The sequence below is a fragment of the Caballeronia sp. SL2Y3 genome, assembly GCF_022879575.1.
Taxonomy (GTDB): domain Bacteria; phylum Pseudomonadota; class Gammaproteobacteria; order Burkholderiales; family Burkholderiaceae; genus Caballeronia.
Genome location: NZ_CP084262.1, coordinates 624,766 through 638,145, shown reverse-complemented (window position 1 = coordinate 638,145; position 13,380 = coordinate 624,766). Strand labels below are relative to the sequence as shown.

The following is a 13,380-nucleotide window of genomic DNA, read 5'->3' as shown; positions in this document are numbered from 1 at the left end:
ATGCCGCCCGTTTCCGTCTCCTCCTGCCTGCCCGAAGACCTCGCTGATGCCGTGCTGATCGGCCGCGTGTGGCGTCCCGCGCCGGTCGATGGTCCCGCTGTCGTCGCGGTGCGAAACGGCGAAGTGTTCGACATCACCCGCGCCGCCCCGACCACCGCCGATCTCTTCGACCGCCCCGACGCGCTCGACATCGCGAAGAACGCACAGGGCGAACGCCTCGGCACCGCGCAAGAACTGCTGCAAGCGACGCTCGACGCCGCGCCCGGCGGCTTGCGCCTGCTCGCCCCGTGCGACGTGCAGGCCGTGAAGGCGTGCGGCGTCACCTTCGCAGTGAGTCTGCTGGAGCGCGTGATCGAAGAACAGGCCGGCGGCGACGCGACCAAGGCGCAGGAAGTGCGCGACACCATCAACAAGCTGATCGGCGCGGATCTTTCCAAGATCAAGCCGGGCTCGGAGAGCGCGCAGAAGCTGAAGGAGGAACTCGAGCGGCGCGGCGCGTGGTCGCAATACATGGAAGTCGGCATCGGGCCGGACGCGGAAGTGTTCTCGAAGTCGCAGCCGATGTCGTCGGTCGGTTTCGGCGCTGACGTCGGTCTCTATCCGACCTCGCAATGGAACAATCCGGAGCCGGAAATCGTGCTGGCCGTGAACGGGCGCGGCGAGATCGTCGGCGCGACGCTCGGCAACGACGTGAATCTGCGCGATATCGAAGGCCGCAGCGCGCTTCTGCTCGGCAAGGCGAAGGACAACAACGCGTCGTGCGCGATCGGCCCGTTCGTGCGGCTTTTCGACGGCCGATTCACGCTCGACACGGTGCGCGGCACGAGCGTGTCGCTGCGCATCGAAGGCGAGGACGACGGCTTCGTGCTCGAAGGCGTGAGCCACATGAGCGAAATCAGCCGCGATCCCGCCGATCTCGTCGCGCAGACGCACGGCGCGCATCATCAATACCCGGACGGCTTCATGCTGTTTCTCGGCACCATGTTCTCGCCGATCAAGGACCGCGACACGGAAGGCGGCGGCTTCACGCATCATCTGGGCGATGTCGTTACCATCTCGACCCCGGAACTCGGCGCGCTCGTGAACACCGTGCGCCTTTCGACGGAAATCGAGCCGTGGACCTTCGGCGTGCGCGCGCTGTATCGCAGCCTCGCTGCGCGCGGCCTGCTCGCGGCGGACGCTTAAGCGCGCGGGGCGCGCGTCTTCTCGCGCGTCACCACCTGCACCGGCGTCTCCATGTAGGGTGACAAGTCGCGCTGACGGCGCCGTTCGACGAGCGCCTTCACCGCGACATCCACGCCGAACACGGCCTGCCGCGCGCCGAACTGCTCGACGGTCGCGAGCATGCTGCCGTTGTCGAGAAGCGGCTGCACCGCGCTGATGTTGTTGTAGCCGGTCACGAGCACGCGCCCTTTCTTGCCCGCGATGCGAATGGCGTCGATCGCGCCCATCGCGATGTTGTCGTTCGCGCAGAGCAAACCGCGCAGCGCCGGGTGCGCATACAGCATTTGCAGCGCGATGGACTTGCCGCTCGGCGCGGTCCAGTCGCCGGTGTCGAGGGCGCTCACGCGCAGTTGCGCGGCGCTCATGGCTTCCTTGTAGCCGATGGTGCGTTGCTGCGCGTTGCGGTCGTTCGGCGGCCCTTCGATGATGCCGACTTCGTCGCCCGCCTTCAGCTTCGAGGCGAGATACGCACCGACGAGCCGCGCGCCGCGCCGGCTGTCCGGCCCGACGAACGGAATGGTGACGTTGGCGGCTTCCTGCGCGTCGTCGTCGAAGGGATTGTCGATGGCGATCACGATGACGCCCGCCGCGACCGCTTTCGCGGCCACCGGCACGAGCGCCTTCGAATCGGTCGGCGCGATCACGATGGCGTCCACTTTCGCCGCGACCAGCGTTTCGATGATGCGCCTTTGCCCGGTCACGTCGTTGTCCGTGAGCGTGCCGTAGGTCGTGAGGTCGAGTTGCGATGCATAGTGCCGCTGGTAATTCTTCGCGCCGTCGATCATGGACTGGACGAAGGGATCGCCGAGCGACTTCATCACGAGCGCGACGCTCGCCTTGCCGCCGGGCTGCGCGGCGGCCGGTCGCACGGACGCGAGCCCGCTCGCGGCGAGAACGCACGTGGTGAGCAGACGGCGGCGAGCAAGGCTGATCATGGAGGCGGGTCGGGGATCGACGGTCGCCTCATTGTAGTCAAACGGCAGCGACCCGCGATTCACGCTTGCGGACGCTCTTCCCACGCCAGCGCGATGAACGCGGCGCACAGCGCCTCCATGCCGCGGGCGTCTTCTTCGTCGAAGCGGCCGGGCACGGGGCTGTCGACGTCCCATACGCCGATCAGCGTGCCGTCGCTCCCGACGAGCGGCACCACGATCTCCGAGCGCGACGCCGAATCGCACGCGATATGGCCGGGAAATGCGTCGACATCGGGGACGACTTGCGTTTTGCGTTCGCGCGCCGCCGTGCCGCACACGCCGCGTCCGAGCGCGATGCGCACGCACGCGGGCTTGCCCTGAAACGGCCCGACGACGAGTTCGTCGCCATCGAACAGATAGAAGCCGGCCCAGTTGATATCCGGCAGCGAGTGATAGACGAGCGACGAGAAGTTCGCCGCGTTCGCGATGAAGTCGGCTTCGTCGCCGATCAGCGAACGGGCCTGTTGCAGCAGGTCGTCGTAGTGCGCGGACTTGCTGGCGTGGGAAGGCGTGGAAGGCGGGGAAAGCGTGAACATGGCGGCGGCTCGAAGTGCGATCGAGGTGTAGCTTAGCGTCTATGCGCTGATCGCCGCACGCCGGATGCCAAACCGGCTTCGGGATTTCCCTGCTTTACACCCTGTCGGCCCCGGTATTAAATAAATCAACTTGATTTAATTAATCGTCACACAGATGACGGTTGCCAGCATAACCGGAGACAGCCAGTGAAATTGCCGAGCGGCAGAGGAAGCAATTCCGCGTCCGTGCGCCGATACAACGAGCGTTTGCTGCTTCAGGCGCTGCGCCGCACCGAGCCGGCGTCGAAGGCCGATCTCGCGCGTCACGCGAATCTGACGAGTACGGCGGTCGGCAGTATCGTCGAGTCGCTCGAACGCGCCGGTCTGATCGAATACAGCGGACGGCGGCTCGAAGGACAGCGCGGACAGCCCGCGTCGCTCATCCGACTCGATCCGCGCGGCGCGTTCGGCATCGGCGTGCGGCTCGACCGCACCAGCATCGAGACGGTGCTCGTTAATTTCGCGGGCGACGTGCTCGCCCGAAGCGCGCTGGATCGCGTGCTGCCGCATCCGTCGGCGGTGCTGGAGATCGTTCAGCGCGATATCGAAGGCATGCTCGCCCTCTTGAGCGAGGCGGAGCGCGAGCGTCTCACCGGAATCGGCGTCGCGCAGCCGTACAACCTCGGCAGCTGGCTGCGCGAACTGGGCGTGAGCGCCGATACCACGAGCGCCGACATCTTCCGCGCGTGGGACCAGACCGACTTTCCCGCCGCGCTGTCCCGCGCGCTCGCCCTGCCCGTCTTCGGCGAAAACGACGGCAACGCCGCCGCGACCGCCGAGTTGTTCTACGGCCACGGCCGCCACTGCGACGACTTCGTGTATCTCTTTCTCGGCTCGGCCATCGGCGGCGGCGTCGCCATCGACGGAGACTGTCTGCGCGGCGCGACCGGCAACGCGGGCGACATCGGCGTGATGCCGGTGCGGCCGAGCCGCCTGCCGTCCGCGCCGCAGCCGCCCGGCCAGTGGGACATTCTGCTTTCGCGCGCATCGCTCAATGCGCTCGTGCGGCATCTGCACTTCTCCGGCGCGCCGGCGGCAAGCCGCCTGGATGTGCAGGCGTGCATCGAGCGGCGTCTGCCCGCGGTCGAAGAATGGATCGACGACTGCATCGAAGCCCTGGCTCCCGCGTTGCGCGCGATGCTCTGCGTGCTCGACGTGCCGATGGTCGTGATCGATTCCGATATCGACGGCGGCCTGCTCGACCGCCTGATCGACCGTCTCGCCGCGACGATGGCCGCGAACGCGCCCGAAGCGCGCGGCACGCCGGAAATCGTGCGCGGCAACTTCGGCCCGGATGCGGGCGCAATCGGCGCGGCCACGCTGCCGATGTTCTTCAACTTCTCGCCACGCGTGGGGCTGCATCGCGGCGCGGGTGTCAAATCGCAGGAGGTGAACCATGCCGCATGACTCTGCCCTTTCGCCGGAGGCACGCACGCCGCTGCTCGAAATGCGCGGCATCAGCAAGACGTTTCCCGGCGTGCGCGCGTTGAACGACGTGCGCCTGTCCGTGTATCCCGGCGAAGTGCATTCGCTGATGGGCGAAAACGGCGCGGGCAAATCCACGCTGATGAAGATTCTCTCGGGCGCGTATCAGGCGGACCCCGGCGGCCAGATTCTGATCGACGGCAAGCCTGTCGTCATCGACGGGCCGCTTGCCGCACGCTCGCTCGGCGTCGCGGTGATCTATCAGGAACTGAGTCTCGCGCCGAATCTCTCGGTGGCCGAGAACATCTACGCCGGGCGCGACCTGCGTCGCGGCAAAGGCGCGTGGTCGCTCGTCGACCGGCCCGGCATGGAGCGCGGCTGCGAAGACGTATTGAAGCGCCTGGGCGCGGCGTTCAAGCCGCATACGCTCGTCGGCGACTTGTCGATTGCCGAGCGGCAACTGGTCGAGATCGCGCGCGCGGTACACGCGCACGCGCGCATTCTCGTGATGGACGAGCCGACCACGCCGCTCTCGTCGCGCGAAACCGATCGCCTTTTTGAACTCGTGCGTCAACTGCGCGAGGAAGGCATCGCGATCATCTATATCAGTCACCGGATGGCGGAGATCTACGAGTTGTCGGACCGCGTCTCGGTGCTGCGCGACGGCAGCTACGTCGGCACGCTGATGCGCGACGAACTCTCCGCCGAAAGCCTGGTGCGCATGATGGTTGGCCGCGACATTTCCGGCTTCTACAAGAAAGAGCACGCGCCTTACGATCCCGGCCACGTCGTGCTGTCCGTGCGCGACATGGCCGACGACAACCGCGTGCGCGGATGCAGCCTCGATCTGCACGCGGGCGAAGTGCTCGGCATCGCCGGACTGGTCGGCGCGGGGCGCACCGAGCTTGCGCGCCTCATCTTCGGCGCGGAGGAACGCACGCGCGGCGAAGTGTCGATGCACGGCAAGCCGCTCGCGCTGCGCACGCCGCGCGACGCCATCGACGCGGGCCTCGTCTATCTCACCGAAGACCGCAAGGGCCAGGGTCTTTTTCTCGACATGAGCGTGCGCGACAACATCAACATCGCGGTAGCCGGGCGCGACGCGAAAGCCGGCGTGATGGACATTGCCCGTGGAAACACGCGGGCGCGCGACGCCATCGCGGCGCTGTCCATTCGCGTACCGAATGCGCGCGTGAACGCGGGCGCGCTGTCGGGCGGCAATCAGCAGAAAGTGCTGCTGTCGCGCCTGCTCGAAACGAAGCCCGAAGTGCTGATCCTCGACGAACCGACGCGCGGCGTGGACATCGGCGCGAAGTCGGAGATTTACCGGATCATCAACGACCTCGCGCGATCGGGCGTCGGCGTGATCGTGATATCGAGTGAACTGCCGGAAGTGATCGGCGTGGCGGATCGCGTGCTGGTGATGCGCGAAGGCGTGATCGCGGGCGAACTCGGCGGCCATTCGGGCACGCCGATCTCGCAGGAAGGAATCATTGAACTGGCGACAGGCTCGCGGGCCGCGCTCGGTCAGGCGGCTTGACGTTATTCGGAGACAGACATGGCTAACACGACGAAACACCACGACACGGGCGCAGCCCCTGTTTCAAGCGCCGAAAGCGCGAACCAGCGGCAGCGCCGCATCGAGCATCGCGAGCGCATGCAAGTGCTGATGCGCACGGCGGGCATGTTGCCCGTGCTGATTCTGCTGTGCATCGGCTTCGGTGTGGTCACCGACGGCTTCTTCAGCTTGCAGAACATCTCGATCGTCACGCAGCAGGCGTCGATCAACATCGTGCTCGCGGCGGGCATGACCTTCGTGATTCTGACGGGCGGCATCGACCTGTCGGTCGGCTCGGTGCTGTCGGCGGCGGCGGTCACGGCGCTGCTCGCGTCGAACCTGCAAGGCATGGGCTGGCTCGGCGTGCCCGCGGCGCTCGGCGTCGGGCTCGGCTTCGGCGTCATCAACGGCGCGCTGATCGCGCTCTTGAAACTGCCGCCCTTCATCGTGACGCTCGGCTCGTTGACCGCCGTGCGCGGCATCGCGCGGCTGATCGGTCACGACACGACCATCTTCAATCCGCAACTGCCGTTCGCGTTCATCGGCAACGATTCGATTCTCGGCGTGCCGTGGCTCGTCGTGATCGCGCTCGCGGTCGTGATCGTCTCGTGGTTCATCCTGCGGCGCACGGTGCTCGGCCTGCGCATCTATTCGGTCGGCGGCAATCCGGAAGCGGCGCGGCTTTCGGGCATCAAGGTCTGGGGCATCCAGATGTTCGTCTACGCGATGTCGGGCCTGCTCGCCGGACTGGGCGCGGTCATGTCCGCCGCGCGGCTCTATGCGGCGAACGGCCTGCAACTCGGCCAGTCGTATGAACTCGACGCCATCGCCGCGGTCATTCTGGGCGGCACGAGCTTCGTGGGCGGCGTCGGCTCGATCGTCGGCACGCTGGTGGGCGCGCTCATCATCGCGGTGCTGTCGAACGGCCTCGTGCTGCTCGGCGTCTCGGACATCTGGCAGTACATCATCAAGGGCCTCGTCATTATCGGCGCGGTGGCGCTCGACCGTTATCGCCAGCGCGGATCGGCGCGTACGTAACGAGATCTTGTCGGTTCACGACGCCTTACATCGCTTAGAGTCGCAACCATCGACATCAACATCAACGAAACAACCGGAGACAACCCTATGCGCAAGCATAACAAGCTGTTCGCGAGCATGGCCCTCGCGCTCGGATGCACGATGACGCTCGCCGCGCACGCGGCGGACAAGCAACTGAAGGCCATCGGCATCACGGTCGGCTCGCTCGGCAACCCGTACTTCGTGACCATTTCGAAGGGCGCGGAAGCCAAGGCGAAGGCCATCAATCCGAACGCGAAGGTCACGGCCGTCTCGTCCGACTACGACATGAACAAGCAGTTCACGCAGATCGACAACTTCATCTCGGCGCACGTCGACATGATCCTGTTGAACGCCGTCGATCCGAAGGCCATCGAGCCGGCGGTGAAGAAGGCGAAGGCGGCGGGTATCGTCGTGGTCGCGGTGGACGTCGCGGCGGCGGGCGCGGACGCGACCGTGCAGACCAACAACGTGCAGGCCGGCCAGCTCGCGTGCGACTTCCTCGCGAAGAAGCTCAACGGCAAAGGCAATGTCGTGATCGAGAACGGGCCGCAAGTGTCGGCGGTGATCGACCGCGTGAACGGGTGCAAGTCCGTGCTCGCGAAGAACCCCGGCATCAAGGTGCTGTCCGACGATCAGGATGCGAAAGGCTCGCGCGAAGGCGGCATGAACGCGATGCAGGGCTATCTCACGCGCTTCCCGAAGCTCGACGGCCTGTTCGCGATCAACGATCCGCAAGCTATCGGCAGCGATCTCGCGGCGAAGCAGCTGCATCGCTCGAATCTGGTGATTACGTCGGTGGACGGCGCACCGGATATCGAAAACGCGCTCAAGACCGATACGCTGATTCAGGCGTCCGCGAGCCAGGACCCGTGGTCGATGGCGCAGCAGGCGGTGAGCGTCGGCTATGACCTGATGAACGGCAAGAAGCCGAGCAGCACGATGATCCTGATGCCGTCGACGCTCGTCACGCGCGAAAACGTCGCCAATTACAAGGGCTGGTCGGCGCCGCATTAAAGCTGCACTAAGCTCTTAATCGCCGCTCGCTTCATTCGGCGAGCGGCGCGTCGAACATCGTCTCTCCGCCATTCGAACGGCGCGCCGCCTCCTGTTCAAACTCACTCTGCCTTTCAACCTGCCGATGCCGTCGACCGCAGCTTGCGCAGCGAGGCTCCTCACGGACACGCACGCACGCCGCGTACACGGCGTATCCTGTGGCTTCGACGCGGCCGTGCTTCGGTGAACGGTGACGCGCGTCCTCAATCGATCAAGCAGCGCAGACAGGAGAAACTGAATGGCCAGGGTTGAAGTCAAGGTTCCGCAGCTTTCCGAATCCGTCACCGAAGCGACGATGCTGCCGTGGAAAAAGAAAGCGGGCGACCCCGTGACGCAAGACGAGATTCTCGTCGAGCTGGAAACCGACAAGGTCGTGCTCGAAGTGCCCGCGCCCGCATCCGGCGTGCTGGCGGAAGTGCTCAAGCAGCAAGGCGATATCGTCCACGCCGACGAACTGCTCGCCGCCATCGACACCGAGGCGAAAGCCGCCGCGCCGTCTGCGGCCGCGCCCGCGCCCGCACCCGCCCCCGCGCCTGCCGCAGCATCTGAAAAGCCCGCCGCTGCTCCGGCGCAACAGGCGAGCCCGGCAGAGTCTGCGCAAGAAAAAGCCGACTTCGACGTGATCGTGATCGGCGCGGGCCCCGGTGGATACATCGCCGCGATCCGCGCCGCGCAGCTCGGCATGTCGGTCGCGTGCGTCGAGGAATGGATCAACCCGGCCGGCAAGCCGAAGCTCGGCGGCACGTGCCTTAACGTCGGCTGCATTCCTTCGAAGGCGCTGCTCGCGTCGTCCGAAGCGTTCGAGAACGCGAAGCTGCATTTCGGCGATCACGGCATTTCGATGGACAACCTGAACGTCGACATCAAGAAGATGATCGGGCGCAAGGAAGCCATCGTCGAGAAGATCACGGGCGGCGTGGAGTTCCTGTTTCGCAAGAACAAGATCACGTGGCTCAAGGGCCACGGCAAGCTCGCGGGCAAGGCGGGCGGCGCGTTTCGCATTGAAGTGAGCGGCGGCGGTCAGGACGGGACGCATACCGCGAAGCACGTGATCATCGCGACGGGTTCGAAAGCGCGGCATCTGCCGAACGTGCCCGTGGACAACCGCATCGTGTCCGACAACGAAGGCGCGCTCGCCTTCGACTCCGCGCCGAAGAAGCTCGCCGTGATCGGCGCGGGCGTGATCGGCCTGGAACTCGGTTCGGTGTGGCGCAGGCTCGGCGCGGAAGTGACGATTCTCGAAGCGCTGCCCGAATTTCTCGCCTCCACCGACACCGCGATCCAGAAAGAAGCCGCCAAGCTCTTCAAGAAGCAAGGGCTCACCATTCACCTCGGCGTGAAGATCGAGAACGTGAAGGCGTCGGATGCGGGCGTGTCCGTCTCGTACACCGACAAGGACGGCGCCGCGCAGACGCTCGACGCGGACCGCCTGATCGTATCCATCGGGCGCGTGCCGAACACCGACAATCTCGGGCTCGATTCCATCGGCCTCGCGACGGACCAGCGCGGCTTCATTCCCGTCGATGGCCATTGCGCGACGACGGTCCCCAACGTCTACGCGATTGGCGATGTCGTGCGCGGCCCGATGCTCGCGCACAAGGCCGAGGACGAAGGCGTGCTGGTGGCCGAGATCATCGACGGACAGAAGCCGCATATCGATTACAACTGCATCCCGTGGGTGATCTACACGCACCCGGAAATCGCGTGGGTCGGGCAGACGGAACAGGCGCTCAAGGCGGAAGGCCGCGAGTACCGCACCGGCCAGTTCCCGATGATGGCGAACGGGCGCGCGCTCGGCATCGGCGAGACGGACGGCTTCATCAAGATGATCGCGGATGCGAAGACCGACGAGATTCTCGGCGTGCACATCGTCTCGGCGAACGCGTCGGATCTGATCGCCGAAGCGGTCGTGGCGATGGAGTTCAAGGCGGCGTCGGAGGATATCGGCATCATTTCGCATCCGCATCCTTCGCTCTCGGAAGTGATGCGCGAGGCGGCGCTCGCGGTGAACAAGCGCGCGCTCAATATCTGAGTGGGCGGCGAAGCTGCCTTCGCGTTTCCGCCTTTGCATTGCACGTTCGCTGAACGATGGCGCGAACCGCCATACAATCGTCGCGCGGCGGCCGTGTCGATCACGGCGGGCCGCGCATCGTCGATGTTCAATGCAAATCTAAACCTGGAGAGGATATGAACGTAATGCTTGCCAGAAAGCTCGCCGTCTCGATGATCGTCGCTGCCTTCGGCGTGTCCGTCGCGGCCGTGTCGTATGCGCAGGACAACAGCAGCACGACCGACGCCGCGCCGTCGACCAAAGCCCAGCGCAAGGCCGCGCGCAAGGAAGCGCGCGCGAAGAAGAACGCCGAGCTGAAGAAGCTCGAAAGCGCGGGCTATAACCCGGCGCAGCGCGACGACGCGTCGTATCCGCAAGACATTCAGAAGGCCCAGAAGAAGGCCGGCATCGGTCAGTGATGCCGTAGCTGAACGTGCGCCGCGTTGGACGCGGCGCGCTGTTTTTTGACTCTGCGGCTGTCTCGGACGACGTGCCTTAATTAGTTCTACGTATTACCTCATTGATCGACAAGCCGGTCGTGCGATACAGCGCCGGCTCGACTCGAATAGCGTGGTGCCTGTCCCGGCGAAGCCCGTGCGCGTTTAGTCGCTCGCCGCTTGCGTCGGCTGCGCGACGCAGGTGAACGTTACCGTGGAAGTCTGTTCTTCCAGCGATCGCACGCCGCTCGTCGATTCCGATCTGACGAGCGGGCGCTGTGAACGCTGCTTGCAATAGTCGTCGGCGGCGTCCATCGCTCGGTTACGCGCCGTGACCCAGGACATGCGCGTGCCGGTGGCCTTGCCCGTGACGGTGAAGACGTTGGGCTGCGGGCCGGCGGTGACTGCCGTAGTCGTGCCGCACGCGGCGAGCGCGAGCAGCAAGCCTGCGCTGAGCGCGGCAGCGGCACGCTTAGCGAATGAATGGTGAGATGAATGAGGCATACGCGTCGTGTCGTGATCTCGATGAGGCACGCATGGTAACGCCGTACGCCGAATCCTTCACGGATCAGACAATTCGACGATGAGGCGGCGCACTAGCCGCCCTTCTCAATCGCTCAAGACTCGCCGATGCGATCCAGCAGCCGTTGCAGCCGCGCGTGCTGGCACGGCGCGAGACCCGGCGTCGACAGCGCCTGGTCCACGCGCGAGCGCCAATAGGTCTTCGAGAAAAGCGAATTCGCGCCGTCCAGATTCAGCACCTGTTCGAGATGCGCGATAGCCGCGTCGAGATGATTCACGTTGTAGGGACGTGGGCCCTGGCGTAAGTCTTCCATTGGCGAGATGCGGCCGCGCGTCGTGGACGCCCGGCGTTCGGTTTGAAGAAGCGAGGCGCACGCGAAGCGCCTGCTTCGCGTTGCCGTAGAGGATGACTGCAGTGCGTTGTCGCGCGAAGGCGATCAATGCATGTGCTGGCCGCCGTTGATCGCGATGTTCGCGCCAGTCACGAAGCCCGCATCGTCCGAACAGAGAAACGCCACGAGCGCCGCGACCTCTTCGGGCTTGCCGAGACGGCCCGCCGGAATCTGCGGAAGAATTTTGGACTCCAGAATGTCCTGCGGAACGGCCGTCACCATTTTGGTCGCGAGATAGCCCGGCGAGATGGTGTTGACGGTCACGCCCTTCTTCGCCACTTCCAGCGCGAGCGACTTGGTGAAACCGTGCATGCCCGCTTTCGCCGCCGCGTAGTTGGTCTGCCCGATCTGCCCTTTCGAGCCATTCACCGACGAGATATTGATGATGCGGCCCCAGCCGCGCGTGACCATATCCTCGCAGACGGGCTTCGTCATGTTGAACACGGAATCCAGGTTCGTGCGCAGGACGGCGTCCCAGTTCACCTTCGTCATCTTCTTGAACGTGGTGTCCTGCGTGATGCCCGCGTTGTTCACGAGAATGCTGATCGGTCCGACTTCGCGCTGAATCTTCGCGATGCAGTGCTGGCTTGCTTCGTAGTCGGCGACGTCGACGGGGTACGCGCGGAAGTTGCGCCCCTGCCGGTCCATGCTGGCGAGCCAGTCGGAGACGATCGTGTTGCCCGGCGAATGCGTGACGACGACGGCATAGCCCGCGTCGTTCAGCTTGATGCTGATAGCTTCACCGAGGCCGCCCATGCCGCCCGTTACCACTGCAATACGCTTAGTCATGCTAATAGTCCTCTCAGGTTCTATGGTGCTCGAATGCCTCCCGGCGGCGCGCTTGTAGTGTAGGTGTGATGCGCGAAGCCGGGATGTGTTGCCCGTCGATGCCCGCCGATGCCAGCTCTGGGGCGATGTACGTTACAGCCGCTCGACCGCCAGCGCGACGCCCATGCCGCCGCCGATGCACAGCGAGGCGAGGCCCTTCTTCGCATCGCGCTTCTGCATCTCGTGCAGCAGCGTGACCAGAATGCGGCAGCCCGATGCGCCGATCGGATGCCCGATCGCAATCGCCCCGCCGTTCACGTTGATCTTTTCCTGATCCCAGCCCATCTGCTTGTGCACCGCGAGCGCCTGCGCGGCGAACGCTTCGTTGATCTCCATCAGGTCGAGATCGTCGATGCTCCAGCCCGCGCGTTCCAGACAGCGCTTCGATGCCGGCACGGGGCCCATGCCCATCACCTTCGGATCGACGCCCGCGCTCGCGTATGCCTTGATGCGCGCGAGCGGCGTGAGGCCGAGCGCTTCGGCCTTCTTTGCCGACATCACGACGACAGCCGCCGCGCCGTCGTTGATGCCCGATGCGTTCGCCGCCGTCACCGTGCCTTCCTTCGAGAACGCGGGCTTCAGGCCCGCGAGCGCTTCGGCGGTGACCCCGTGGCGCACGAACTCGTCCGTGGCGAACTGGATCGGCTCGCCTTTGCGCTGCGGGATCGACACCGGCACGATTTCGTCGTTGAAGCGGCCGGCCTTCTGCGCGGCTTCCGCCTTGTTCTGCGACAAGGCTGCGAACGCGTCCTGCGCTTCGCGCGTGATGCCGTATTCCTTCGCGACGTTCTCGGCGGTGGTGCCCATGTGGTAGTTGTTATAAACGTCCCAGAGACCATCGACGATCATCGAGTCGATCAGCTTCGCGTCGCCCATGCGGAAGCCGTCGCGCGAGCCCGGCAGCACGTGCGGCGCCGCGCTCATGTTCTCCTGGCCGCCCGCGACGATGATCTCCGAATCGCCCGCGATGATCGCGTTGGCCGCGAGCATCACTGCCTTCAGCCCCGAGCCGCAGACCTTGTTGATCGTCATGCCGGGGACCATCTCGGGCAAGCCGGCCTTGATGACCGACTGACGCGCCGGGTTCTGGCCCGAGCCCGCGGTCAGCACCTGACCTAGAATGACTTCGCTGATTTGCTCGGGCTTCAGACCCGCGCGTTCGAGCACCGCGCGAATCACGGTCGCGCCGAGTTCCGGCGCTGCGATCTTCGCAAGCGAGCCGCCGAATTTGCCGACCGCGGTGCGCGCGGCCGATACGATCACTACGTCATTCATCTTCAATC

General features: G+C 65.3%; 13 protein-coding genes. 7 read left to right on the top strand and 6 right to left on the bottom strand.

The window, feature by feature from the left end:
- On the top strand, positions 1–1,185 hold the full coding sequence (locus LDZ26_RS21810; RefSeq protein ID WP_244850721.1) for a fumarylacetoacetate hydrolase family protein: 1,185 nt from the start codon (positions 1–3) through the stop codon (positions 1,183–1,185).
- On the opposite strand, the gene LDZ26_RS21805 is transcribed toward LDZ26_RS21810, so the two are convergent.
- Together LDZ26_RS21805 and LDZ26_RS21800 are read right to left on the bottom strand one after the other, a co-directional pair.
- Positions 1,182–2,159 carry a substrate-binding domain-containing protein gene (locus tag LDZ26_RS21805; protein ID WP_244850720.1) on the bottom strand — a complete coding sequence of 326 codons (978 nt, stop codon included), beginning with the start codon at positions 2,157–2,159 and terminating at the stop codon, positions 1,182–1,184. The genes LDZ26_RS21810 and LDZ26_RS21805 overlap by 4 nt on opposite strands.
- 59 nt (positions 2,160–2,218) lie before the next feature.
- On the bottom strand, positions 2,219–2,734 hold the full coding sequence (locus tag LDZ26_RS21800; RefSeq protein WP_244850719.1) for a GAF domain-containing protein: 516 nt from the start codon (positions 2,732–2,734) through the stop codon (positions 2,219–2,221).
- A gap of 186 nt (positions 2,735–2,920) precedes the next feature.
- Between LDZ26_RS21800 and LDZ26_RS21795 the strand changes: the two genes are divergently transcribed.
- The 6 genes from LDZ26_RS21795 to LDZ26_RS21770 all read left to right on the top strand — a co-directional run bounded on the left by LDZ26_RS21795 (position 2,921) and on the right by LDZ26_RS21770 (position 10,337).
- Positions 2,921–4,180: an ROK family transcriptional regulator gene (locus LDZ26_RS21795; protein ID WP_244850718.1), complete on the top strand. Its 1,260-nt coding sequence runs from the start codon at positions 2,921–2,923 to the stop codon at positions 4,178–4,180.
- Positions 4,170–5,738 (top strand): sugar ABC transporter ATP-binding protein, encoded by a 1,569-nt coding sequence (locus tag LDZ26_RS21790; RefSeq protein WP_244850717.1) that lies wholly within the window; start codon positions 4,170–4,172, stop codon positions 5,736–5,738. The genes LDZ26_RS21795 and LDZ26_RS21790 overlap by 11 nt, the downstream gene beginning before the upstream one ends.
- An 18-nt stretch (positions 5,739–5,756) precedes the next feature.
- Positions 5,757–6,794 (top strand): ribose ABC transporter permease, encoded by a 1,038-nt coding sequence (locus LDZ26_RS21785; protein WP_244850716.1) that lies wholly within the window; start codon positions 5,757–5,759, stop codon positions 6,792–6,794.
- A 117-nt stretch (positions 6,795–6,911) separates the two neighbouring features.
- Positions 6,912–7,829: an ABC transporter substrate-binding protein gene (locus LDZ26_RS21780; protein WP_244851127.1), complete on the top strand. Its 918-nt coding sequence runs from the start codon at positions 6,912–6,914 to the stop codon at positions 7,827–7,829.
- A 277-nt stretch (positions 7,830–8,106) separates the two neighbouring features.
- A complete protein-coding gene (gene lpdA, locus LDZ26_RS21775; protein ID WP_244850715.1) occupies positions 8,107–9,900 on the top strand; it encodes a dihydrolipoyl dehydrogenase in 1,794 nt (597 codons plus the stop codon).
- 155 nt (positions 9,901–10,055) lie between these two features.
- The gene (locus LDZ26_RS21770) at positions 10,056–10,337 is read left to right on the top strand and encodes a DUF4148 domain-containing protein (RefSeq protein ID WP_244850714.1); all 282 of its coding nucleotides are present in this window, start codon (positions 10,056–10,058) and stop codon (positions 10,335–10,337) included.
- A gap of 183 nt (positions 10,338–10,520) precedes the next feature.
- Here LDZ26_RS21770 and LDZ26_RS21765 read toward each other — a convergent pair whose 3' ends face one another.
- The 4 genes from LDZ26_RS21765 to LDZ26_RS21750 all read right to left on the bottom strand — a co-directional run bounded on the left by LDZ26_RS21765 (position 10,521) and on the right by LDZ26_RS21750 (position 13,372).
- Positions 10,521–10,859: a hypothetical protein gene (locus LDZ26_RS21765; protein ID WP_244850713.1), complete on the bottom strand. Its 339-nt coding sequence runs from the start codon at positions 10,857–10,859 to the stop codon at positions 10,521–10,523.
- Positions 10,860–10,972: 113 nt separating this feature from the next.
- Entirely contained in the window at positions 10,973–11,191 is a 219-nt protein-coding gene (locus tag LDZ26_RS21760; protein WP_244850712.1) for a hypothetical protein, read from the bottom strand.
- A gap of 123 nt (positions 11,192–11,314) precedes the next feature.
- Positions 11,315–12,058 carry an acetoacetyl-CoA reductase gene (gene phbB / locus LDZ26_RS21755; protein WP_244850711.1) on the bottom strand — a complete coding sequence of 248 codons (744 nt, stop codon included), beginning with the start codon at positions 12,056–12,058 and terminating at the stop codon, positions 11,315–11,317.
- A gap of 132 nt (positions 12,059–12,190) precedes the next feature.
- Positions 12,191–13,372, bottom strand: a complete 1,182-nt coding sequence (locus tag LDZ26_RS21750; protein ID WP_244850710.1) for an acetyl-CoA C-acetyltransferase — start codon at positions 13,370–13,372, stop codon at positions 12,191–12,193.
- Positions 13,373–13,380 lie beyond the last annotated feature (8 nt).

What these genes read in the sequence shown, in the direction of transcription:
- LDZ26_RS21800 (WP_244850719.1), bottom strand. Translation starts at nt 2,734, where the DNA reads ATGTTCACGCTTTCCCCGCCTTCCACGCCTTCCCACGCCAGCAAGTCC.
- LDZ26_RS21785 (WP_244850716.1), top strand. Translation starts at nt 5,757, where the DNA reads ATGGCTAACACGACGAAACACCACGACACGGGCGCAGCCCCTGTTTCA.
- LDZ26_RS21790 (WP_244850717.1), top strand. Translation starts at nt 4,170, where the DNA reads ATGCCGCATGACTCTGCCCTTTCGCCGGAGGCACGCACGCCGCTGCTC.
- lpdA (WP_244850715.1), top strand. Translation starts at nt 8,107, where the DNA reads ATGGCCAGGGTTGAAGTCAAGGTTCCGCAGCTTTCCGAATCCGTCACC.
- LDZ26_RS21765 (WP_244850713.1), bottom strand. Translation starts at nt 10,859, where the DNA reads ATGCCTCATTCATCTCACCATTCATTCGCTAAGCGTGCCGCTGCCGCG.
- LDZ26_RS21810 (WP_244850721.1), top strand. Translation starts at nt 1, where the DNA reads ATGCCGCCCGTTTCCGTCTCCTCCTGCCTGCCCGAAGACCTCGCTGAT.
- phbB (WP_244850711.1), bottom strand. Translation starts at nt 12,058, where the DNA reads ATGACTAAGCGTATTGCAGTGGTAACGGGCGGCATGGGCGGCCTCGGT.
- LDZ26_RS21760 (WP_244850712.1), bottom strand. Translation starts at nt 11,191, where the DNA reads ATGGAAGACTTACGCCAGGGCCCACGTCCCTACAACGTGAATCATCTC.
- LDZ26_RS21805 (WP_244850720.1), bottom strand. Translation starts at nt 2,159, where the DNA reads ATGATCAGCCTTGCTCGCCGCCGTCTGCTCACCACGTGCGTTCTCGCC.
- LDZ26_RS21750 (WP_244850710.1), bottom strand. Translation starts at nt 13,372, where the DNA reads ATGAATGACGTAGTGATCGTATCGGCCGCGCGCACCGCGGTCGGCAAA.
- LDZ26_RS21770 (WP_244850714.1), top strand. Translation starts at nt 10,056, where the DNA reads ATGAACGTAATGCTTGCCAGAAAGCTCGCCGTCTCGATGATCGTCGCT.
- LDZ26_RS21780 (WP_244851127.1), top strand. Translation starts at nt 6,912, where the DNA reads ATGGCCCTCGCGCTCGGATGCACGATGACGCTCGCCGCGCACGCGGCG.